18 protein-coding genes are annotated in these 23,827 nt (G+C 45.2%); 3 read left to right on the top strand and 15 right to left on the bottom strand.

Annotated elements, in window-relative coordinates; all coding sequences use genetic code 11:
* Nucleotides 1–95 precede the first annotated feature (95 nt).
* Complete coding sequence (locus NSQ38_RS22845; RefSeq protein WP_339784162.1) at nt 96–1,205, top strand: LuxR C-terminal-related transcriptional regulator; 1,110 nt, start codon at nt 96–98, stop codon at nt 1,203–1,205.
* A gap of 243 nt (nt 1,206–1,448) precedes the next feature.
* On the opposite strand, the gene NSQ38_RS22850 is transcribed toward NSQ38_RS22845, so the two are convergent.
* The 6 genes from NSQ38_RS22850 to NSQ38_RS22875 all read right to left on the bottom strand — a co-directional run bounded on the left by NSQ38_RS22850 (nt 1,449) and on the right by NSQ38_RS22875 (nt 8,744).
* Nucleotides 1,449–2,462 carry an iron ABC transporter permease gene (locus NSQ38_RS22850; RefSeq protein ID WP_339784163.1) on the bottom strand — a complete coding sequence of 338 codons (1,014 nt, stop codon included), beginning with the start codon at nt 2,460–2,462 and terminating at the stop codon, nt 1,449–1,451.
* Complete coding sequence (locus NSQ38_RS22855; RefSeq protein WP_091031293.1) at nt 2,459–3,484, bottom strand: iron ABC transporter permease; 1,026 nt, start codon at nt 3,482–3,484, stop codon at nt 2,459–2,461. The genes NSQ38_RS22850 and NSQ38_RS22855 overlap by 4 nt, the downstream gene beginning before the upstream one ends.
* 117 nt (nt 3,485–3,601) lie before the next feature.
* A complete protein-coding gene (locus tag NSQ38_RS22860; protein ID WP_339784164.1) occupies nt 3,602–5,569 on the bottom strand; it encodes an AraC family transcriptional regulator in 1,968 nt (655 codons plus the stop codon).
* Nucleotides 5,570–5,857: 288 nt separating this feature from the next.
* On the bottom strand, nt 5,858–6,745 hold the full coding sequence (yidC, locus tag NSQ38_RS22865; RefSeq protein WP_339784165.1) for a membrane protein insertase YidC: 888 nt from the start codon (nt 6,743–6,745) through the stop codon (nt 5,858–5,860).
* Nucleotides 6,682–7,032: a hypothetical protein gene (locus tag NSQ38_RS22870; RefSeq protein ID WP_256704410.1), complete on the bottom strand. Its 351-nt coding sequence runs from the start codon at nt 7,030–7,032 to the stop codon at nt 6,682–6,684. Before NSQ38_RS22870 ends, yidC begins: the two co-directional genes overlap by 64 nt.
* Before the next feature lie 92 nt (nt 7,033–7,124).
* Nucleotides 7,125–8,744 (bottom strand): DUF4173 domain-containing protein, encoded by a 1,620-nt coding sequence (locus tag NSQ38_RS22875; RefSeq protein ID WP_339784166.1) that lies wholly within the window; start codon nt 8,742–8,744, stop codon nt 7,125–7,127.
* Nucleotides 8,745–8,878: 134 nt separating this feature from the next.
* Between NSQ38_RS22875 and NSQ38_RS22880 the strand changes: the two genes are divergently transcribed.
* Nucleotides 8,879–10,696: an ABC transporter substrate-binding protein gene (locus NSQ38_RS22880; protein WP_339784167.1), complete on the top strand. Its 1,818-nt coding sequence runs from the start codon at nt 8,879–8,881 to the stop codon at nt 10,694–10,696.
* Nucleotides 10,697–10,747: 51 nt separating this feature from the next.
* Here NSQ38_RS22880 and NSQ38_RS22885 read toward each other — a convergent pair whose 3' ends face one another.
* Both NSQ38_RS22885 and NSQ38_RS22890 read right to left on the bottom strand, forming a co-directional pair.
* Nucleotides 10,748–12,085 (bottom strand): FtsW/RodA/SpoVE family cell cycle protein, encoded by a 1,338-nt coding sequence (locus NSQ38_RS22885; RefSeq protein WP_339784168.1) that lies wholly within the window; start codon nt 12,083–12,085, stop codon nt 10,748–10,750.
* Nucleotides 12,082–12,417: a helix-turn-helix transcriptional regulator gene (locus tag NSQ38_RS22890; RefSeq protein WP_017688825.1), complete on the bottom strand. Its 336-nt coding sequence runs from the start codon at nt 12,415–12,417 to the stop codon at nt 12,082–12,084. The genes NSQ38_RS22885 and NSQ38_RS22890 overlap by 4 nt, the downstream gene beginning before the upstream one ends.
* A gap of 224 nt (nt 12,418–12,641) precedes the next feature.
* Here NSQ38_RS22890 and NSQ38_RS22895 point away from each other — a divergent pair, with 224 nt between their 5' ends.
* On the top strand, nt 12,642–13,226 hold the full coding sequence (locus tag NSQ38_RS22895) for an AAA family ATPase (protein WP_339784169.1): 585 nt from the start codon (nt 12,642–12,644) through the stop codon (nt 13,224–13,226).
* A gap of 599 nt (nt 13,227–13,825) precedes the next feature.
* Here the strand turns inward: NSQ38_RS22895 and NSQ38_RS22900 are convergent.
* The 7 genes from NSQ38_RS22900 to NSQ38_RS22930 form a co-directional block, all read right to left on the bottom strand.
* Nucleotides 13,826–14,791 (bottom strand): TIM barrel protein, encoded by a 966-nt coding sequence (locus NSQ38_RS22900; RefSeq protein ID WP_339784170.1) that lies wholly within the window; start codon nt 14,789–14,791, stop codon nt 13,826–13,828.
* 300 nt (nt 14,792–15,091) lie between these two features.
* On the bottom strand, nt 15,092–16,798 hold the full coding sequence (locus tag NSQ38_RS22905) for a hypothetical protein (RefSeq protein ID WP_339784171.1): 1,707 nt from the start codon (nt 16,796–16,798) through the stop codon (nt 15,092–15,094).
* A gap of 243 nt (nt 16,799–17,041) precedes the next feature.
* Nucleotides 17,042–17,914, bottom strand: coding sequence for a carbohydrate ABC transporter permease (locus NSQ38_RS22910; protein ID WP_076249554.1), 873 nt, complete (start codon nt 17,912–17,914; stop codon nt 17,042–17,044).
* A 38-nt stretch (nt 17,915–17,952) separates the two neighbouring features.
* Nucleotides 17,953–18,855: an ABC transporter permease subunit gene (locus NSQ38_RS22915; protein ID WP_339784172.1), complete on the bottom strand. Its 903-nt coding sequence runs from the start codon at nt 18,853–18,855 to the stop codon at nt 17,953–17,955.
* Between the two features lie 111 nt (nt 18,856–18,966).
* Entirely contained in the window at nt 18,967–20,568 is a 1,602-nt protein-coding gene (locus NSQ38_RS22920) for an extracellular solute-binding protein (RefSeq protein WP_339784173.1), read from the bottom strand.
* Between the two features lie 395 nt (nt 20,569–20,963).
* Complete coding sequence (locus NSQ38_RS22925) at nt 20,964–21,338, bottom strand: hypothetical protein (RefSeq protein WP_339784174.1); 375 nt, start codon at nt 21,336–21,338, stop codon at nt 20,964–20,966.
* 239 nt (nt 21,339–21,577) lie between these two features.
* Complete coding sequence (locus NSQ38_RS22930) at nt 21,578–23,818, bottom strand: helix-turn-helix domain-containing protein (RefSeq protein WP_339784175.1); 2,241 nt, start codon at nt 23,816–23,818, stop codon at nt 21,578–21,580.
* Nucleotides 23,819–23,827 lie beyond the last annotated feature (9 nt).

Here is a 23,827-nt window from a genome sequence, read left to right on the forward strand (position 1 = left end):
TGACTCGTTGTTCGTCTAATTTCATTATAGAAGGATACGGCGAGCCTACAATCCCAGAACATTGGGATATGCGCACAGAGAGAGGAGTAATCTTGTTGACATCACGTATTGATCGGAACCACAGACTTATCACTTCTCTTGAAAAAGGAACCTGGACCTCACATACCTATCGGGAAGCTGTTCTCAAGCAGATCCATACGGTTATACCTTACGATGCATACTGTTTCACTACCGTTGATCCTCTGACTCTTCTCTCCACAGGAGCCGTGACAGAAGATGGCATTGAGGCCATTCATGATCGGTTATTCATCAATGAATACATGGAAGAAGATATACATAAATACGCTGAATTAATTCGCAGCGGTGAGCATACAGCTACACTTCATACGTCCATGAACTCACAGCTTGAACAAAGCCCACGTTATATCAACATTCTTCAGCCAGCGGGGTTTGGTGATGAACTACGTGCTGTATTGGTCAGTGGAGACGCTTGCTGGGGATATCTGACCCTATATCGTAAGACAGAAAGTGCTGTCTTTACAGAAGAGGAGCGGATGATGATTCAGTCCTGGACCGCTTCTATTGCATCGATGCTGCGGTCCACGAGCCTGACACTGATCGATGAGATCACGAGTGAAAGTCCCGAGGAACCCGGAATTTTGATCACCTCAGACACGTTCCAGCTCTTATCCCTGAACGCCTCCGCTCAATATTGGCTGTCCCAATTACGTATGCTGGAACATGTAGGGCCGGATGTGTTGCCCCGTCCGGTACGTGCAGTGAGTTCCCACTTGCAGCGCAAGAATCGGGCAGAACTGGTCGTGGGTACTCAGATTGCAACCGATCCACCCTCCAAAGTTTGTATCCAACTTCCGGATGGCCGTTACCTCCTACTTCATGCCAGTCTCATGCAACAGCTTACGGGACCGGATCAGATTGCTATCCGTTTGGAGCAGGCGATGCCACAGGATTTGCTGCCCTTGCTCGCCGAAAGCCACGGATTATCCAGTCGAGAGCGGGAACTGCTCGGATATGTGCTGCGCAGCTATTCTTCCAAAGAGATTGCTGCCGCGATGCATATTTCTGTATACACGGTTCAGGATCATTTAAAATCCATTTTCGCCAAAACCAAGGTATCCTCACGTCGCGAGCTCATCTGGTATTTCGTTTCCCGTTTCCAGCTGTCGGATGAACCTGCGATATAAATCCTGATGAAATTTCCCAGTAATCAAATTGACTATCAAATAATGAGAAAAAATTAAAAGATGCCAATACGATATCCTCGTAATGGCATCTTTTTCTATATGCTATTGATTAAGAAGCATAGCGGTAATACAGGGTAACTTCGATCTTTGAACTTTTGATATCGTGCATTCTGCTTTAAAATGCAGTCTACAGTCCTACCAAGCCGTTTTCCACAAAATATTTAGACTGTATCATTGATTGTGTTATTTGGCTTTTGCTAGTAAATAAAGAAAATATGGGACACTAATGACTGTAATAACGATTCCTGTCGGCACATCTCCTACCAGGCTAACGGTGCGCGTAATCGTGTCAGCCACCACCACGACTAGACCCCCGGCCAAGCTGGCAGCCGGAATGAGTAATTTGTGATCGGGACCGACCAGTTTTCTGGCCATATGCGGAGCGATCAAGCCAACAAAAAAGAAGCTTCCCCCCACAGCTACACTGCCAGAGGATAAAGCAACAGCAGCGATTGACAACCCCAAGAACTGCCGCTTCACGGAAACACCAAGCCCCTGTGCTGTCTGATTGCCCAGATGGAGGGCATTCAGTATGCGAGCCTTGTAAAAAATATAGCCGAGTAAGATCAAGACCCATGGTGTGAGTATGGAAATATAGCCCCAATCATCGCCCCATAGGCTCCCCGCGAGCCAATACAGCATGAAGTTCATCTGCGAATCATCCAGCTTGAGTGTCAAGAAAGTCGTCAGCGCCCCATACCCGCTTCCTAGCGCGACCCCGGTCAAGATTAAACCGATTGGTGAGATATCTCGTCCGCGGCGATACGATAATAAGAAGATCAATCCCGCCGCCAATAGTCCGCCAACAAAAGCCAACAGAGGCAGAGCAATGAAGGAACTCTTCCCTGTTGGTGCAATGAATACAACAAAGAACAGGACAAACAAGCCCGATCCCGAACTAATTCCCAGTGTTCCCGGACTAGCCATGTCATTGCGCAGCAAACTCTGCATCACGACCCCCGCCGCTCCCATTCCCAGACCTACCAAGATCGAAAGTACAATTCGTGGCAAACGAAAGTCAAACACAATCAGATTTTGCTTATCGGTACCGTTTCCTATGAGAACGTTCAGCACTTCTAGCGGTGAAAGATTCATCTTGCCAGAATTCATGCTAATGATAGCAAAAACAAGGATAAGCACCATAAGCACTACATTGATGATAATGCCTCGTTTCACCGTATAATGCCGCTTGGTCATTCGTATTCCCTCCTTTGTCTTCGAGCCAAGAAGAGAAAATACGGCACACCAATGATAGAAAATATAATGGCAATCGGCGTTTCGAACGGTTTATTGATCAAGCGTCCAGCCAAATCGGCCGATACGGTCAGCAACGCACCATATATTGCCGCTGCCGGAATAATGTATCGATAGTCGACACCTACCATATATCGCACAATATGCGGTGTAATCAGACCCACAAAACCGACCGGGCCAACCACAACAACAGCCAATCCAGTCAGCACGAGTACAATAATTGTCGACAAAATCTTAACCAGTCCGCTACGAATACCGAGTCCACTTGCCACATCATCTCCCAAACTGAGCAATGTAACGGAAGGGGATAAGGCCAGTGCCAGCAGTATACCACCAACAAAGAGCGGTGAGATAATCAGCAATTCTCCCCATTTGACACCCGCTGTACTACCCGCCGTCCAGAATGTCAATGCTCTGCCCAGGTTATAATTGATCGCCAAATACTGACTGAGTGCGCCAAACAACATTGAAATAGACAGACCTGCCAGTACAAGTCGCTGAGGCGTCATTCCGCGATTGCCCAGTGACGCGGTAAAGTAAGTCATACCGGTGGCGATCGCTGCTCCCAGACAAGCGAACAACATCATCTGCCAATACGAATAACCCGGCAGAAAGGCCAGGCATAGTGCAATTGCAAATGCTGCGCCAGAGCTAATCCCCATGAGCCCGGAGTCGGCCAGCGGATTGCGCGTTGTCCCCTGCATGATAGCGCCACATACCGCAAGGCTGCACCCAACGATCAGATCGGCTACGGTACGCGGAAGACGCATGGTTTGGATAATTTGATGTTCAGTGCGCATTGGATCAAATCGGAATATAGCCTCCCATACCGTTGCTAACCTCATATCAGCAGCACCAAACATAATCGATGCCGCCGACATGAGAACCGTTAATCCAAGCCCTACTACCATGTACATGGTGAAGTTCATCGCCCCACGGCGTTTTTGTTCAGGCTTGCTTTTCATCTCGTTTCCCTTTCATCACCTATTGACAATCCAAACGAATATGGATATGAACGTCCATATATTCGATTGGTCATGTTTGAAAATTTGGAGTGTTCAATTAAAATTTCGTTCTAACTCTTATTTAGCTAATGCCAGCAATTGACTAACAATATAATCAATCAATGCACTGGAAGTCATTACGTCGGTGGACCAAGATAGCGAAGAATCCACCTTTACGATCCGATCATGTTGCACAGCAGGTATGGCATTCCACACAGCATTATCAGAAGCAACGTTTCCATCTCCTAAGAAGATCATATAATCCCCAGAGTAAGCGGGTAATACTTCCATGGAGACATCGCCCCAATATTTATCTGCGTCGATAATATCCGTTTGGACTTTTGAAGGTGCCTGCAATTGAAGTTCATCGTAAACAAGCTCGCCAACGGCATGCTTGGCTCCAGCTATGTAGTTACTTTTATCACTGAATTCTCCAACCGTAATCGTTACATCGGATAGGCCCGCATTCTGAAAAGCTAGCTTTGCTTCTTCAATTTTTCCGGTATAAGCATTCAAAACATCCTTAGCCTCTTCCTGTTTGTTCAAAACATCGCTAATAAAATGTATCCGCTCTTCTGTAGTCATATCACCATAAGGAACATAAATGGTCGGGGCAATTTTGGATAAATCATCATATGACTCATCGCTCCATGCCAAAATGATAAGATCAGGCTCAAGCGTCATGATATCTTCCGGCTCCATGGCTACTTTTATGGAGTCTGTAATCTGGTTAGCATAAACAGGCTCCTTCTCGCCCCTTGCCGCTCTTGCCACACCTAAAGGAGTTACACCTAGGGCTACCACATCACCAACCAAATAATCGACTACAACTCGCTGAGGATTGTTAGGCACCTCAACATCACCCTTAACTGTGGTTATCGTTCTGGTCTGCGAGACTGCTTCCGAAGCTTTTGTCTCCGACCCTTCCTGTTGTGTCGTCTGCTGTGTCTGTGCAGGTGTTGTATTCGCCGTTCCCCCATTATTCGCTGGCGTCCCTGACGTACATGCTGTCAATAAGAGCATCATGCTTATCGCCGCCGCCAAAATCATTTCTTTACTTCTTAATGATCCAAACATCGTTGATTCCCCATCTCTATAAGACTTGACTAGACTCGCTAGTTCCCTCTCATCGTAAGGGAGATGAGAATCATTATCAATACCATTAACCTGCATGGATAGTGCGTTTATTTTCCGATAATCACTTGGTGTCATCTTGTAATGCTTCTTAAACATTCGGAACAGGTTTTTCTCATCTGCGAAGCCAGCTCCTGTTGCGATTTCTTTAACCGTCGCTTCTGTATGTTTCAAGTCATGACAGGCAGCTTCAATCCTCCTCTGAATGAGATACTCCTGTAAGTTCATCCCTTCCCTTTTTTTGAATAACCGCGTCAATTGTCCACCACTGATCCCAAACATATCGGCAATTTGTTGAAACATAATCGGCTCCCTGTAATGTTTATCGAGATATATCTTGGCAGAACAGGCTGGATCTGGCTGGAGATACCGAATCTCACCACCCTCCAAATCCCTATACACCTCATGAATCAATTGATATAGAAAACTTTTGGCCTGTAGCTGATCCATCGCTTTGCCACGTTTCCAGCCATTCATCATCCGTTGGAACCAATCGTGTAGCAAGATGGGATTACTTGGCGTATAACCAAACTGTTGAACAAATGGATTGACTTGCTCCAGTAATTGCTGCAGGTGTTTCTTGAAAAAGAGAGGTGATTCTGCTCTATAGAAAACCATAAAGGTATTCACAATCTCCTCTTTAGTCGTAATACTGAGCAGGCTCCCCTTCCCACCGTGAACTAAGCCAAAACGTTCCATTGCAAATGTGGTTTCATTCAGTTGGATTTGCGCTTCTCCCCCATATGCATAGATAAACATGCTACTAGGCATTTTATATTGCTCCAACGGGTATTGTGACGCTACATTCTGAAAGCGTACATCTATTAATGTAATGATCGAACGTGTCCAGATACTGGCCATCATATCAATCATCTCCGGTGTAAATCCCTGTCTTGCTTCTTCCTCTTGCATCTATCCGCGCTCCTCGTTTCACTTTTTCCAATGTATACATCACTCAATAATTGATATTGATTATCAATATCATATCTGATCAGGTAAGTATATCATCATTAAGTGATATTGGGGAACAGGCTGTAGACGTTATGCTTTTCATCCGCTTTCGTAAAAAAAACTAAAAAGGAACACCTGAGAGTACAAAAAAAGCCTGATCCATATGGATCAGGCTTCTTCATTATGTTTTTCGTGTTCAACACTGTTCCTTAATCACCATGTTTCCGCAGCCAACTGGGACCAAGTTTATTAAGACTTTGCAGGTTTCCGAGAAGGTTTGGATGAGGTAGATTTTTTATTCTTTTTCTTACTCACTTCCACAACCACTGGCTCCTGTGGATGTTCCACCGGGTACATTTTACGGAATAATAACGTCTGTAGTACCAGGAATGACCCCCCAACCGTCCAGTAGAGCGGCATCGCTGCCGGAGCTGTAAGAGAAAAGAATGCCATCATCAATGGGGAGAGATATCCCATAATGGCGAACTGTTTTCGCTGCTCAGGCGCCATATTGGCTTGTGATACCTTGGCTTGAATCAGATATATGACCGCGACCACCACAGCGAGTACGTAGTCCGGCGCTCCCAGTTTGAACCACAGGAACGAGTGAGAGGACAACTCCGGTGTAAGTCGGATGGCTGTGTAAATACCTGAAAGTATAGGCAACTGGATGAGCATTGGCAAGCAACCAATATTCAGCGGATTGAACTTATGTTTCTTGTACAGCTCCATCGTTTCCTGAGACAGCTTTTGCTTATCAGCAGGGTCATTTTTGCCCTCATATTTTTTCTTGAGCGCATCCATCTCGGGTTTCATGGCGTTCATGATGACTCGTGTTCCCTGCTGGGACTTGGCTTGACGCATCATCAATGGCAATAGTGCTAGACGAATGACAAGCGTAATCACGATAATCGCGACCCCGTAGCTTCCGTTAAATATCGTGGCAATGTGCTGTATCAGATACGAGAGTGGAAATACAATGTAGTGATTAAAAAATCCCGGTGTCGATGAAGTAATCTCCGACACGTTGTTGCTGCATCCGGCAAGCAGCATGACTGCAAACAAAATGACAATCAGGCCATAGATCCGTCCCTTGCCCGAAGTAAAAGTGAATCCCTTGTTAGTCTTATGTTCCATATATATCCTCCTCGTTGATTTGTTGACCAATCGTTCAACGAGGAATGACAATCTGGTTCATCTTCATCGGGCGCTTCTCTTCGTCTAATCATGCGACTCCAGTCTTCCTGTCTATGCTGTCTGTCCAAACACAGGGCGGGAAGTACAGGTTCAAGTCCACCACCGGCGCCACCTTCCACCCAGTACTCCGTCATGCCACAGTGAAGATGGGCAATATAGGCATAACTGACGGTGAAGATGAGTCCAATCGAGAATAAATATGGTAATAACTCCTGCAGTTCAAACAAGGGATTCACCCCCTTTATAGGTTAGTTTTTATATTATAACACTTACATATTGTTTTTGCATAAATCCGTATGGGAAAACAAATACACTTCAGCTATTCCGTTCTCAATTTGGACAACTCTTGCTCAGCTCGGTGTCTTGCCACGTTATAAGAAGGCCATGAGCGATCTGATGTATCCATATCCAGATATGCTTGACGTTCCAGCATTTCCCTCTTGAGATCCGGATACTCCTCCTGAGCAAACTCTCGAAGTAACGGAACTGCATCTGCCGATAGACTCGCCAGATAGGTTGCATCAATATTGCCAGTCTGATGATAACGTTCAATATTCAGCTCGGCAATCCGTTTATCCATGCCCACATAGTTGACTGCAACATAAGCTGTGAGCGCCAGCACAATATACCAGCGAATCAGCGGTATTGATGTGTACCGTATACGAAGGCCAGCAATCAGCAACAGGAGTGCAAGGAAGATCATAAATGCGTGTACCAGGAAGCGGATGTACGTATATCCATATGCCTGCTCATAAAGATTTAGGCGCATAAACGCGGAATACAACATAATTGCTGAACAACTGACCAGAATCAGGAGCAATACCTGATGCACGATGGAACCCGCTTTGCGACTCGAACGGGTATACTGCAAAGCAACAATAAGAATAAAGAAGTTAATACCTGTGACGAGAATTAACTCTGCGAATCCACTTCTCGCATAGTCTGCGTAAGACAGATCTACCGGAAGATGCCCCTCTCCTGCACCAAACAGATACGAAAACTGTACAAGTACAAACAAAACGTACACACAGTTAATGACAACCAGCATCGTCCCTACAATGATGGGGTCCAATCTGAATGGTTCCCGCTGAACTGGAGTGCGTTCGGGCTCGGGTGTAATCTTATTCGTAACCTTACCTTCAGTGGTCGGGTCCACAGGAGAGAATATATAGGTGTGGTCACGCTTATCAACCGTGGATGCAGCTCCATTTTTCCAATGTGCGTTCTCTCTCTTCTCTGCCTCATATTGCATTGGCTGTACGAATCCCCATACATAACCGAACAGCAATACACCTGCGATGACAATCCAGATGATTCTCGGTATCCCTGGAGTAAAAGCCAGCTGATTCAGCCACTCCGGAAAACCGGCTAAATACTGATCAAAGACCCCGTCAGCAGAGGACAGTAATGCAACGACTACAATGAGGATAGGCAAGGACGCCACAAGACCAATGAGTACTTTAAAAACAACTGTTTTCTGTGATTTGCCGATGCCACGCCCTCCTGCTCTCACAGCAATGGCAGCAACCGTCCCCCAATGACGTATGGCTTGAGGCAACAAGTGGTCAATAGCCGTACCAATCAAACCAATCTCCCACCACTGCTTCTGTTTTCTGCCCATCAGATACGTCATATGTAAGATAACTACGCCGGGTACAACCAGAAAATTAAGAACATACAGCAGTTCATTGTCGTATAACAGGAACGTTAGCGACAACAATAGCACTACAGCCGCCACAAAAGCATCAATGAACTTGAAAGACCTCATGCGGTCCCGTGCAAACAGATACATGAACACATAAAAGAGAATTGCAAAGATAGGATACGATACGCCAATCTCATTACCATAGAATAAATACTGGTGAATGATCGCCAGCATCCATGCAGACAGTAGCGTGATTAGAGCGCGTTGCGGTGAAGCCATTATTTTATCAATCATGGAAAAAACCTCCATTAACCTTTCTATGTTATATTCTAGATGATAAAATAGGAATATAAATAGAAATTATAATCGACAAAACTTCTTATTTTAGAGGAATACGTCAGAGTTCACCTCCAGGAGGGAATCAACACTTGAAATTACATCAGCAATATCTGCTGTTGCATCGTCATTACGGTCACCATACAGAACATGAACTTACACTCGCTGATCTCGCTGAGTTGCTAAATTGTACACACCGCAATACGTTAACGATTGTCAAAAAGATGGTTGCCCTTGATTGGATTCGTTGGGTTTCCCAGCGTGGCCGTGGTCGGCGTTCTTCACTGACTTTGCTTGTTCCGGCTGATCAAATCGCCGCAGAATATATGATGCAGGCCATGAATCGCCGGGAGTTGCAGCAAGCTGCCGAGCAGGTGAGCGCATTCTCCAGTTCAACAATCATGCAGGATCATCTAAACCAGTGGTTGCTTGGATATTCAGGACATCATACGGAAGCCGGCACCAATAATGAGCAGATTGATACACTTCGGTTGCCCCTCCGCCAACAGCTTCATGCGCTTGATCCGCTTTACATTAATCTATTAGCTGAATCCTTTGTTACTAGCCATGTCTTTGACGGGTTGGTTCAGCGGGGTGAACAGGGAGAGATTCTCCCATGTCTCGCTCATACCTGGGATGTCAGTGCAGACCGAAAGACATGGATCTTTTATTTGCGGAAAGGTATTACTTTTCACGATGGTCAGTTGTTGACGTCCCATGATATTGTACATACGTTTGAACGGCTGCAATCTACAGATCGCCGGACACTGTACCGTGATGTAAGTAAACAGATTCTCTCTATTGAAACGGTCGATTCCTTAACCGTGTGTTTCCAGTTGAAAGGTCCTCATGAATTGTTTTTGTCCTTCCTGACAACAAGTCGTGCGGCGATTGTACCCTCACCAGGAACAAACGAACATAAGATGAAGCATTCGAGTGATGTACATGGGATGCAAAAACCTGTTGGGACGGGGCCGTTCAAGGTCACTGCCTGGGATGATCACTTGTGCAGACTTGAAGCCTTTTCCTCGTATTTTCAGGGTAGAGCACATATGGACCGAGTAGATATCCTGCAAATTCCGTGGAGTGCCTCGGCAAAAATGGACGATAGCCAAGATATCGAAACTCCGTTCTTTCATCTAGTTCATAATCCGTCTTTGTCTGCGGGTGCAGACTGGACACAGATTAGTGCAGGTGTGATGGTTCATAAATTACTCACGTGTAATACACAAAAAACCGGACCGTTAAACGATCCGGCAGTAAGAGCACACCTTCAGTTATGCCTTGCTGGAATGTATAGAGATGATGGAACTGCAGAAGACTCTGAGGTCGTTGTGTCTGATTTTAGTACGGTGAATACCAAGAAAGTCCAGGCCCACTCGGAGGGATTTAGCGATATATCGATAAATTCCGTATCCTCCAGTCCCATCTCCCTGCACATTGCAACCATTCCACAATATCGCAGGGATGCCCAACATCTGGCGTCCATACTGGAGCAGTGCGGTTTCTCTTGTACCGTCCGTACCGCTACAATGGAGCAGTTCAAAGGAAATCTGCGGCTGGAATCTGATCTGATTCTCTTCTCGCTCATTCGGGACAGGGACGAAGAACTGCGCAGGTATGATCTCTACTCCACGTTGTCTGAGCATTTGGAAGATTCTGCTCGCATAGCGATTCATAAGATTTTGCAAACCATCGTCGCCTCTCCCATCGCAGCAGATCGAACTTCTGAATTAGACCGCATTGAGCAATTTTTGGTCAGCCAGAACCTACTGTTCCATTTATCTGAAAAACCGGTAGAGACGGCTTATCTGCCTTCGGTACGTGGTCTATCTTTCAACAGCCAGGGCTGGGTGAACCTGCGTCATATCTGGTTTCCTTCTGACGCACGAGCACATCAGTCTGATTAAACATCGTATTATATGACTTATACCATCCGATCTCCGATCACGTATCTTTTTTTATTTTGACATGGTCGTGATCGGCTCTCCCTGTTTGCTTCTCAATGAAATAGTATCTTTACGTCGATATACTCCAAGCAGTAAACCCACCATGGCGTATTCTAATATTATATGAATGCCGCGCCCGATAAAAGGAAAGTTGACACTGACAATTGGAACCTTCCCGGTAGTCATCGCAAGAGAATATAACATTTGCAAAGCGAACGTGATTGTAATACTGAAAATAATCATTCGACCAAAATCATCCCTAATACACGGTAACGTCTTTAACATACTGGCAATAAACCATACGATTCCAAGCAATAGCAAAATACCTGCTGACCAGCCAAACACATCAATAAGCATCACACCGGGATAGTCCATATAAAACCTTTGGGAAATTCCAAAGGTTATGTCAAAACCGTTGCCCCACCATCCGGCGGACTGAAGGATACTTATAATTGAACGGTTATACTCGAAGTTTCCCAGCAGATCATTCTGAAGATTCAAAACGACAGAGAGTCTCTCAAAGCGCTTGTATTCACCTGTCAAAAACAACTGCAACATAATAACACTTCCGGTTATTGTAGCTCCGATGAAAGTATAGAGCCATTTTCGTGTAATCCAGGCAAGCATGATTAGCGTTGCCGTTCCGAACAGAAACAATCGTACCCAATCTGAAGCTTGAAATAGGCTATAAGACGGCAAAGCCACAAGAAGCATATATGTTGAGACGGATTGTACATCACACTTGGTGCTCAACTTATCCAGCATAATTGCACCTATGGCGAGAGGCAACACCCACATCGATGTCGTTGTAAGATCAATTGTAAAACCGAATATGCTCCAAAACCGTTGTACACCGTAATCAAACGGTGATACCAGCGGATTAATCCACAACATACCACTTAACAAAATATAGATCCACCAGGCAGCTTTTTTCCATTTTTGATAATCAAAATACATCAAAAACACCATCAGTATTAAACCAAAAATGGTATACATCAAATGACTTATATATATCAACTGATAGTTTTCATCTGAAATATTTGTCGTATAAATCCACATCAGCAGCAGGCTTATTATTAGCAAACTGGCAATTCCCGTTAACAGCGCCCAATGCATACGATGGCGATGCAATCGGTGCATACTCTTTCCTACGACAGCGGGATCACCCATCTGTTCAATGGCATATGTAATTGCTTCTTCCTCTGTATAACCTTCTTGTTCTTTATCCAAAATCATCTCTTCCATGTGGTTTCCCAACTCATCACGCAAGTCATTATGTACTTCGCGAGCTTTAACCTGAACACACATGTGATCAAGATAATGCTGAATTCGCTCATGTCGATTCGTCATGTCAGGCCTCCTTCCCCAAGCACCCGATCCACAGCTCGACGGAACAAATTCCACTCTGCTTTTTTACTTTGTAAGGCCTCCATCCCCTTGTCACGAATCGAATAATATTTCCGTTTACGGCCTTCGACCTCCATCCAGTACGACTCTACCCAACCTTCAATCTCCATGGCATGCAAAATAGGATATAACGTGCCCTCTTTCAGATTAAACACACCCTCAGATTGACGATGTAGTTCCTTAATTAATTCATAACCGTACAACGGTCGTTCCTGAAGCAAGGTCAGAATCAATGTCTCGGTACTGCCTTTAATCATTTGTTTGTTAACCTGCAACGCGCTCACTCCTTTCTTTTCATATACATCGGAAACCTATGCATAGAACAACTAGGTATGATATTACCTTATCCTTCCTTTTCTGTCTAGCCAACAAGCTTCTTTATTTATGTTAAAATAAACAAGTCCTTTCATTCATGAACTCTAATGATGAATCTATATATTCGTGTATTTTTTAATTACAGATACTATTTTTTCAATACAATTAAGGAGGCATTACATTCATGAGCAAACTAATTTTCTTTCTCGGCGGGGCCGGAAGTGGCAAGACCACACTTGCCAAAGCCCTTTCCCGTAAACATAAAGCTGCTTTCTTCGATATGGATATTCTGCTCCGTCCTGCGGCTGAGGCAATCATGACCCTTCAGGGACTTGACCCATCTGACCGAGATTCGCCTGAATACAAACGGTTGTGCCGTGATCTTGGGTACCGCATTACGATGGATGCTGCTCTGGATAACGTTCAGTTGGGTATCGATACAATGGTTGTGGGCCCATTTACCAAGGAAATCGGTACCTCTGACTGGATCGAGCAGGAACTCGCACGGATTGGACGTTCTCTGAAAGATACGGATGTGCGAGTTGCCAATATTTATCTAGAGAATGAAGCATTGTATCACAAACGGATCTCAGCAAGACAATCCCCACTAGATGATTGGAAGTTAGCCAACTGGGATGCCTTCAGAGCTTCTCTAGTCCGTAAAGAAGTAGCCTGGCCCCTCCCTGCTTCATCTGTCGCTTATATTGATAATTCCAGTGATGATCCTGCGATTGCCTATGCTGAACTTGAACGACGGATGTACGAGTAAAAAGAATCACAGGCCCAATCTTACTTTGGTGATAGGTAGAATAAACGCTTCTCTCTCCAAATTCTGACTCACTTCGAACACTCTAACGAATCTTAGGCACCTTATTAATTGGTTTAGACTAACATGAAAATTCTAACGAACCTCAGTAATGTTAAACTGGAGCCGACAAGTGGAAATGGGCAAAAACGGGCTATACACGAAGTGATAAGGTGTCTCAGATTCCTTACGATTTCAATCTGACTCATATGCGTGGAATAGGGTGCGTCAGGTTCGTTAGTTTTCCAAAGAGTGCCCAGCAAAGAAGCTAATTGTGCGCAAAAATGCTTCTGAATGCTATTCGAATGTGATCTGAATGAAAGCTGTACACCGATCACATATACATATCTAACAATATCAAAAAAAAGGGATCCGTCTCACCAAGCCTAGCAGGCCGATGAAACCGATCCCTTTTTCCATTAAACATCCCCGCACAACATGGGATATCCGATACCTTCTACTCCAATTGGACGTCAGATATCTGCGGAGAAGAATACTTCACATTCCTCCGTCCCCCTACCATTCACCCATCCATGCATTTAGCATTAAATAGACCAATCTTCCTATCCGCGCTGACGCGCCGCATGACGTTCAGCAATACGAGCCGTAATTATTCCATGACTCTCATCGATTTCTTCCGCTGTACAAGCGGCTTTTAATTCATATACTTTCACCGGCGAACGATCGATAATATCCAAAAATGAATCAAAGAAGGTCATGTCTTTACTATGAATGTATGGACACCAATGATCTGCCAACCCTACAGTTTCATGAATATGCACGCCAACCACGTGATCAATCAATGCGTTAGCCTCACGTACATTGTCATACAGGCCCATTCGATCCATCATCATGCCGTGCCCAATATCGTACCAGAGTCCAAGCGGCGCGCCCTTCATGTGTCCAATAATCGTTCCGGCTTCGTGCAACGTCGGCATCTGATAACAGCGTGAACGGGTCTCAATACCGAAATTCACTCCGTATCCCCGCTGCTCCGACAAGTTGCATACCTCTTCCAGACTCTCCTGAATCCGGCTCAGGTAATGTGCGCTGCCATCTTCCCGCTTCTCCAGCATCTCTTGCCATAAAGATTGATATGAAGGTGAGTCCGGCCCCTGATCGTGGTATATCTTTTTCAACGCTTCATCTATATTGTATTCAAACGGAACCTCACCCGGATGTACAACAACAGCCTTGGCCCCATAACGATGTGCGTACTCAGCTGAGCGAAGTAACAGTTCAATCGCCCGTCTGCGGCGCGATTTATCATCGAATCCGAGCAGGACGGAATCCGTCCCGTAATCCGGATCAGCCACATGTGGAAATGTATTATGCACACTGGATACACCGATCTCTCCCCGTTCAATCATCGGTTCTATCGTCTGCAGCATCTCTTCCGTAACGTTGTAATTCAATTCCACCTGTCTGAACCCAAGAGACTTGATCTCTTCAATCATGCCTTGTCCGGTCGCATGACGTTTGATATTCCAACATGTTGAAAACGAATATTCCTGCTTGTCCGTATACATGATTGGTCCTCCTGTCTCTCATTCTATCGCCCATTCATATTCCATTTATCTCTATCTATATAAGTTGAACCAATAAACTTTACACTAGATCACTCCAATGCAGTACCATCTTCCGATCGCTGTTATCCCCAGGTTTTTTTGATCCCCTTCTCCAAAGGGAAAAATCCGGTGATAGCTTATGCTTCCGATGCAGCTTTCTTGCAGAAAGCTTTCAGGCGAACGCTCCGCTTCTTCAGATCGGTTCTGCACTCTTCGTTCTCGTGTAAATGTTCAGTTCATCTTATATACCTATTCATTCCTCTATCCGTTGTTTTCACGGAGGGTCAATTCAAATCTCATCTTGTTCGCAGTTTTCCCAGGCACATAACGATAGACGATCTCCGCATGATTCACGTACATTAACACGGATGGTTCAGGCGCCTCAGCCTTCACGGTACACGTAAGTCCCGGGAACTGCCATAACGCTGGTGTAATGTCCTGCTGCCGGAGGGATGGTCCTCTGATTTCAAAATAAACATCGATCTCTTCCGCCGTATCCAGTTCCACATCAATGGTTAACGAATCTGGCGTGAGATCCGCGTCAAACGTCACTCCGCGCAGATGACTGTTCCAACCCTCGCCTACCTCACGGCGGATCAAGCGAAGATAATAACGCTCACCCGTCTCTGTCTGCCAGTGGATCGTGGCGGGATGCATCTGTCCGTTCGTATTCACACTTCCCGACATGGCCCCGATCATCCGATCCTCTCCGATCCAGGCTTTGGCCGTACACAAATTCCGATTGGACGTTGGATCATTACGCTCACACAGTTCCATGAACTGTTTCTGCACAAGCCGATCTTCTTGATGAGCCTTGAAATACGGCACGGCTTTCGCGGGCACATCTACCCCAAGGAGCGCAATCAATGGATCATGGCCTGATTCACAGTTGATGCCTGTCAGATATTCATACCCTTCACCAAGCAAAAGATAGATAAATACACCGATTGAACTATGCTCTCGCATCTCCATGTCGTACGCCCGAGAGAATGGGCCAGAGAGATTCTCCAGGTTGGCATTGTAATAAAGTGCAATGTTATTCCACAACCCGTGCTCAATCCGGTGTCCAATTTCAACCAAACGTTTGGTGAGACCATACTTTCGATACATGCCAAGCACGGAGAGATCGACTCCGTAATACGTTGTTGTATTGAATTCAGCGAATGTCCCGTCGTACTGTTCAAACTCCTGCATCAATCCCTCTGCCTGTTCATCCGAATGCTGAATCCATTCTGTTCGGTTCAAGCGATGGCCGTAGTAGTGGGTGATGAAAATATGCATTAACTCAATATTCGTGTTCATGGGGATTACGTCAGATAACCTGCGTTCTATTGACCCTTGGACAGCCAACTCCATCGCATGGTCCATCCGTTTCATGAGTGTCTCCGGTATAAGTTCACCGAATTCGGCAGTTACGACCACACAGACACAAGCGATAAACTCGCGCCAGTTGGGATCATAGCTGATCCAGACCGGTGGCAGAACCTGATTCACTGCTGAATGAAAAAGGCGTTTCAGTTGTTTGGAATCTGCCGCCTCTGTGAGCAGAGATCCATCTTCCTGTAGTTTATGGATAAACTGCGCAGACACCTTCTCAAAGGTGCGTTCCAGGAAATAGGCCGTGCCTGGCGCAAAAGATTTCCAAGCATAGTGACCCGCTGGTGGATGCGCATCAGTTGGTCGGGTCGCGAAGGTTCCGTGATAGATCTCATCCGGAGCGTCATATTGAACATCGAGCACCTTGTGGAACACCCGTATCGCGCGTTCCACATCACCAGGCTCATTTCGAATCAACAACCCGAGCGCATAATGCGCACTGGCTCGTGTGCTGTGCTGCGATGAATCCTCTTCTTCGAAACTCCGAAGCAGATCCAGTTCCTTATCATAGAAGCTATCCATCATCGTCATGGATTGATTTACAAGATACTGCTGCTCTTTCGACATCTTTTCTACCATTCGTTGTGTCATGTCATGCGCCCTCCCGAGACTATAGGTGCGTGTTCAAAAAGATCAGTTTTCAGTACCAAGAAGATGGAATTAAGCTAGAAATGGAGTTGCGGAGCGTAGGACAACTACGTGAGCAACTACAATGTTTCTGAAGGAAACATACTTCGTAAGCATCAACCTATTTCGGCTAAATTTCATATTCGATACTGATGATGCCACTAGGCATCATTCGTAATCAAAAGTGAACTTTTTGAACAACCTCTATTAACCTTTTACAGCACCTACCATTACGCCACTGATAAAGTACCGCTGCAACCACGGATACACAAGCAGGATCGGTAACGTGGAGAATATAACACTAGCTGCTTTCAGACTCTCAGGCAGGACCTGAACGGCACCAATGCCTTCGTTCTGCATCAATTCTGTAATCTGGTTTTGCTGAATCATCTGATACAACTTCAATTGTAGAGGGTATAGCTCAGGCTTGGTAATATACATGAGTGCATCCTGGAAACCATTCCACCGTCCTACCGCGTAGAACAGGCTCAGTGTTGCCATAACCGGAAGGGATAGCGGCAAAATAATGCGCATAAGTGTTCCGAAGTGGCTGCTTCCATCAATACCTGCTGCTTCTTCCAGACTTTCGGGAATACCTCGGAAAAAGGTAATGAGGATAATCATGTAGAACGGACTAATCAATCCAGGCAGAATAAGTCCCCATGTGCTATCAAGTAGATGCAGATTTTTGATCAGAATGTACTCGGGAATAATACCGCCACTGAAGAACATCGTCACGACAATGACAAGCATGAACCACTTTCGCCCTTTCAGATTACTCTTCGCCAGTGGATATGCCGCTGCAATGGTCATCACCATGCTTAGTACCGTACTCAGGACGGTCAGCCAAATGGTATAGATGAGGGAACGAATCATCGATCCATCTGCAAATACTTTGGTATACGCCTCAAAGGACAATTCTTTGGGGAAAAAGGAAACTTCTCCTGAACCGATCGCCCGGTTTGAGCTGAGCGAGATCGCAATAATATGAATGAATGGTGCAAGACACAGCACCATCGTAATGATAATAAGAATGACGTTTACCGTGTTGAATATTCGATTCGCCGTGTTTTCAGACATCTCACTCACTCCTTACAGATCATATGTGATTCAATCCACTACATAATGCTCTCATCGGTTAATTTCTTGGACGTATAGTTCGCTCCGAGTATGAAGACAAGTCCAACTAAAGCCTGGAACAAACCTACAGCCGTTGCTAGCGTGACCTGACCGGATTGTAAACCGACACGATACACAAACGTGCTGAGCACATCCGAGTATTCACGTACAGCCACATTTCCGATAATAAATGGTCGGTCGAACCCGATAGAGATCATGTTGCCGACATTGATGATCAATAAGGTAACAATCGTTGTTTTGATGCCTGGCAAGGAGATGTGCCAGATTCTGCGTAGCCGACTTGCTCCATCCACTTCTGCCGCTTCGTACAGTTCCCGGTTAATCCCTGTCAGGGATGCCAGATACAGAATCGTTCCCCAGCCTGCACTCTGCCACACGCCTACCGCAAGATACGTGAAGAGCCAATAGTTTTTGTCTGAAAGGAAAGGTAATGGATCAAATCCCATGCTCATCAAGATATTGTTAATGAAACCTGATTGCGTACCGAATACCTGAAGTACGATCCCTCCAATAATGACCCACGAAATAAAGTGAGGAATGTACAGTAAGGTCTGTGCCAACTTTTTGAACCAAGCCTTCTTCAGCTCAAACAATAAGATGGCCAGTATAAGTGGCGCCGGGAAAGAAACCAGTAGATCCAGCATGTTTAGCAATAACGTGTTGCGTAATGCAGTGTAAAACCCCTGATTTTGAAACACTTCTCTGAATGCATCCAAGCCAATCCACTCACTACCGGAGATCCCTTGAAAGAAGTTAAAGTCCTTGAACGCAATCTGCACGCCATACATTGGCCCATACTTGAAAATAATGAAGTAGATCATGGGCAGTAGGAGCAACGCATATAGTTGCCAGTTTCTGCGGAAATAGATGCTTGTTTTCATAAACCTTCCCCCCATGTCATTCAGGATTCTTCATCAAGGCGATGTTGCCATCGCCCTAATGAATTCCCTGTTCTTTGTTGTCATACACATTAGATGTGAACTCTACTCTACTTATTTCATCGCTTTGTAAGCTTCTGTACGTTCATCCAGGATCGCTTGACCACCGCTTGCCATGTAGTCTTTCATCATGCTGTCATACGTGGCTTCAAAATCAGCGGGTTTGGAAATGGTTGTTTTCACGAAGAACTCCATGAATTTGTCTTTCAAGCCGTTACCGTAACGTGCTTCTGCATCAATCGGTTTGGAGAAGCGTACCGGTTGAATCGTGTCCGTGTTAGAGATCGCTACCGACTTGCGCATGTCATCCCGATACTTCGACTCTACCTGTACGACATAAGCCTCTTCATTTTTCTTGTCATCCCCAACGTATTTACCATTAACGATAATGGCAATGTCACCGGAATTATAGATACGACCTGCGATTTCAGGTGAAGCATCATCTTTGATCAGTGGTACACCATCCACGAGCTCATAGTTCTCATTTTCAACACCAAATTGCAGGTCGAACAGGTTGTTGCCTGAAGCCATCCAATCCAGATACTTCATCGCTGCTTCCGCATTTTTGCTCGATTTTGGGATCATGACATACATCGCATTGGGTGCATATGCCGGTTTGGCAAATTTGCCTTCGGAGTTTTTGAATGCATCAATCGGTGTCATTACTGCATCCGGTTGATTGGTTTGCAGGTTTTTGTACGTACCGGAGATGTAAATCTCCCCCGCATCCTCGGTGTAGAATCCAACTTTGCCGTTAGATACATCTTCCCACAGCTTTTTCTTGTCTTTGTCGAGTCCAAAGTCCTTGCTCATTAATCCTTCATTATAAAGTGTGTTCATATATTTCAGAGCGTCCTTGAAACCAGGCAACAACGTTGGATAGTCATTGGAACCCAGTTGCTGCGTTAATGTATATTTTTGTTCTTCCGTTAGCGGTTCAATGAATGACCAGATCAGGGGTTCATATTGAGCCGAGGCAATCGACATCCCCATGGGGATAAGTCCTGTACCGACTTTACCCGGATCTTTTTCCTTAAAGGCTTTCAGTGTTGTATGCAGCTCCTCAGCTGTCTCAGGTGAAGGCAATCCGAGCGCATCCAGCCAGTCCTGACGAACATAGGATGCGTACTTGCCTAGAACAAGACGTTTACCTGGAACCGCAAACTGTTGTCCATCGTATTGACCGTAAGCCAGCGTTTCATCTCCCAGGAACTTCTTCAGGTTAGGACCGCTTTGATTGATCAGATCCGTAAGTTCAGTCAGACCGCCTTGCTCTGCATATCGGTTGAATGTTCCCGAGTCGTAGGTAAATACGATATCAGGTACTTCAGATCCACTCGCCATCAGAACGTTAAGCTTCTGTACTTCCTCCGAGCGTGGTACCGGAACAAATTGAACATCGATGTTGTTTGGATCACCAAACTTCTCTTGAATGAAGCGAGTCAGATAACTGTCCGAAATGGTGTAGCCCGCCGGAGTGTTTCCCCGATCGAAGATTTCTACTTTCAAAGTTGTTTTTTCCCCCGAACCCGACTCTCCAGATGAAGATGTTGATTCGCTTCCCGACGAACATGCAGATAATAATAGAGTGAATGCTGTTACCACTGCGAGGATTGAACTTGCCTTGCCTGCCTTACGTCTTTGAAATAATCTCATTTGACCTTTCCCCTTTCGCACACTCTCTGAATGAATTCACATGATTGCCACTCCACTTTGTTCATCCCATTTTGTTGCACCTGTGAATGTCACCAATCATTACATATGAGCTGTTATTTAGACAATAAACTATTTTCAAAATGTAAAATTCACGATTTTTAAGTTAAATACCGCGATATATAAACATATTTCCTGACAATATACAATTTTCACGACACCAATGTTAACTATATTAACATAATATGTTGTGTTATGGTCGATTTCTCATACCCAATCTGGCATCACCCATCTTGCAATAATCCTTTTTCCATAGAATCTCTCTTCAAAAAATGAAAAAGAGACCACATCTTATGTGATCTCCTTGTTTAACAACACGTGTAGAACGACTCGACGCACTAATCCCTCGGCGGAAGATTAAACTTCACTTGACCAAACAACGTATCGATGGCATTTCCCGCAAATTGATCGATAACATGTTCGTTGTTCGTATCCGTATGTTCCAAAATCAATACATTATACTTCTCATCATAATGCATTCCGCCCAAAATAAATCGTACAGGAGTGTTCTGAGCCGCCCCTGCCTTCGAAATGGCCTGAATAAGTTCAGATTCATGCCTTTGTTGACTTGTCTTGTAGGTACCAACAGGTATAGTTATCGTATATGACGAGTCATCTACATGAAATGTAAATGTGTTGTTGTTTTCTGTAATGGTAACCCCTTTACTGATATCTACTGACCCCCATACTTGCTGTCCGTGTTTGTACATCATCTTCACTCCTGCCCTATTAATCTATGAATTGTCATAATGCTAGTATAGGACATTCGTAAAATTCCATAACAACATACCAGCTACACTGGCCTAAGATCGTTGTTGAACATCCAAAAAATCTCCTGCAAAGGACGATAAGGGAAAAACCTTATTGCCTCATTCAGGAGATTTCATTGATATCTCTAAGATTATTGGATTTCACCCGATACTCGGATGTTCTAACACGTGCAATACCGTTATTAATCTCCTTGTTTTCCACTCTGCTTGCGGTAGTCTCCTGGTGTCACGCCCATAATCCGTTTAAATACTCTGCCAAAGGAGATGGCATTGGCATAACCCACTTGCAAAGCAATATCCTGAACAGCCATATCGGATGCAGACAACAGACGACAGGCCTTTTCGACCCTCAGTTTCACCAGAAAATCAACAAACTTCATCTCAAACTCTTCCTTGAACAGATAACTTGCATATTTGCCCGAGATTTGGAACCGATCACTCAGATGTTTCAGCGACAGATCCGGATCATCAAAATGCTCTTCAATATAAATCCGCAGCTCATTGATCATCGCACGATGACTTTTCGTTTCATTTACGGATACATAATTGCGGTAGACCTCTTTAAGCCACTCCTGCAAAATCTCTTGAATCCCCTCCAGTGTCTCCACCTGCTGGATATCACTGCGAAGACGAGTCAGGATTTCCTCGGCAAATTGGCTTTGCAACCGCTCAGACAGCTCCCCGAATTCACGGGACAACATCTGGATTAACGCCTGCAGCAACATGCGAATATCGTTATCTGTAATCTGATCTTCGCTGAACGCAACAAACATCTGGTCCAGCTGCGTCCGCCAACCATCACCGGTTAGTCTGAATTCACGGACAAAGTCTGCGAGCATCTGCAAATACTTGTACGATTGCAGCTCAATACGATCCGGCAGTTGCTCACTGAGAACGATGGCATCTTTACCCAGGGTAAGTCTATGCTGCAAACCCGCATCTGCACTCGCATAGGAACGAGTAATCTCCTCCCAGCCCGATACGGTTCGTCCAATCCCGAACGTAAACCGGAGGCGGAAATTTTCCGCAATCCACATATGCATCTGTTTAGCCAGATCCATAAGCAATTCACGGTCCAGTCCTTCCTGCTCATCCGACGCAATCACCACAATAAGCCTACGGTTCCCAAACCATTCAGCCCAACCACCGAATTGAGTCTCGTTCTGCACAAGTTCTTCCACTACGTTCATGAGCGCAATCTTCAGAATATTCTGATTGGTCGAGAGATCGTCACCATTCATCTCCGCAATGAGGACAGCAACACTCTTCGGTTCCATGAATCGTTCCTCTAGCGGTTGCAGATGGCGAAGTCGCTGACGGAACGAATCCATTCGCTCTCCTTCCATCAGATCAACAAGCAACTGTCTGCGATGAATCAGCAAGTTTTCATGATGCTGTTTCTCATAGTCAACCGTTTGAGCTATCAGATGTTCGAGCGCACGGTCGATGAGAGCCAGTTCATCCTTAACGGATGGAGCTGCTTCATCCTCCTCGGCACGTGGCTGTAACGCCTGAATTCGATTCATGATGAGCTGGATGGGCCGCGTATTTCTGCGCGTAATGTAGATTAGTCCCGCCACTGCACCAACAATCGTTAATAATCCAATACCGATCCACACATAAGAGACGAGTGATACCCATGAATACAGCTGTCCGGATTGAATGCCGCTCTCAAAGACCAGACCAAGCTTGTCCGCAGTCACACGATTAAGGATTTCACCTGCAGAAGGGTCCATTTGATGCGCGGTATAGATCAGATTGTCGCTCTTATCCCGAACCTGAAGAACAGATAACTTTTCATTGGTCATGTTATCAATCTGCCGTTCTACTGCATACATGCGGATGGTAATGACGAGCAGACCTTCCCCGCCCCACGGCAAAGGAAGCCACTTATTCATGCTAATCACCTGTGAAGGTACGTCGAAGGAACGTTCCTTATAATCACGTGGCAAGTTCCAACCAAGATTCTCCCGATCTTTCAAGGCTTGCTCAATATAGGCGCGATCTTCAAAATCTTCCAAACGCATCATGCCTCTGGGCGTAAGAATCTGGGAATCGGACATGCGATAGAGATAAATGGATTGAATCATATCCTGCTGATCCAGCATACGTCCCAGCCCACTTGCTGCATCATAGATGAATTGACTCGATAATTGTCCCTGTCCAGCTTCCAGAAAGCGACTATATGTCTTGTTCGCACCAATGTCTTCAAGCAAGCGAAGTTCAATGTCGCTTAGCGATCGCTCCAGTGTATCCACGATATAGCGGGTGGAGATCATGTCGGCTTTTTGCGTTTCGTTACGTGAGAGTTCGTTGACAATCAGGAAGGAGAGAAAGATCAGAATGGAAATCGTAAGCAGAAAAATAGGAAAATACGAATACATCAACTTGGTGTGCCAATTCCGCTTCAGATTTACTTTCATAGGCTCCAA

The sequence above is a fragment of the Paenibacillus sp. FSL R7-0313 genome, assembly GCF_037969885.1.
Classification (GTDB): domain Bacteria; phylum Bacillota; class Bacilli; order Paenibacillales; family Paenibacillaceae; genus Paenibacillus.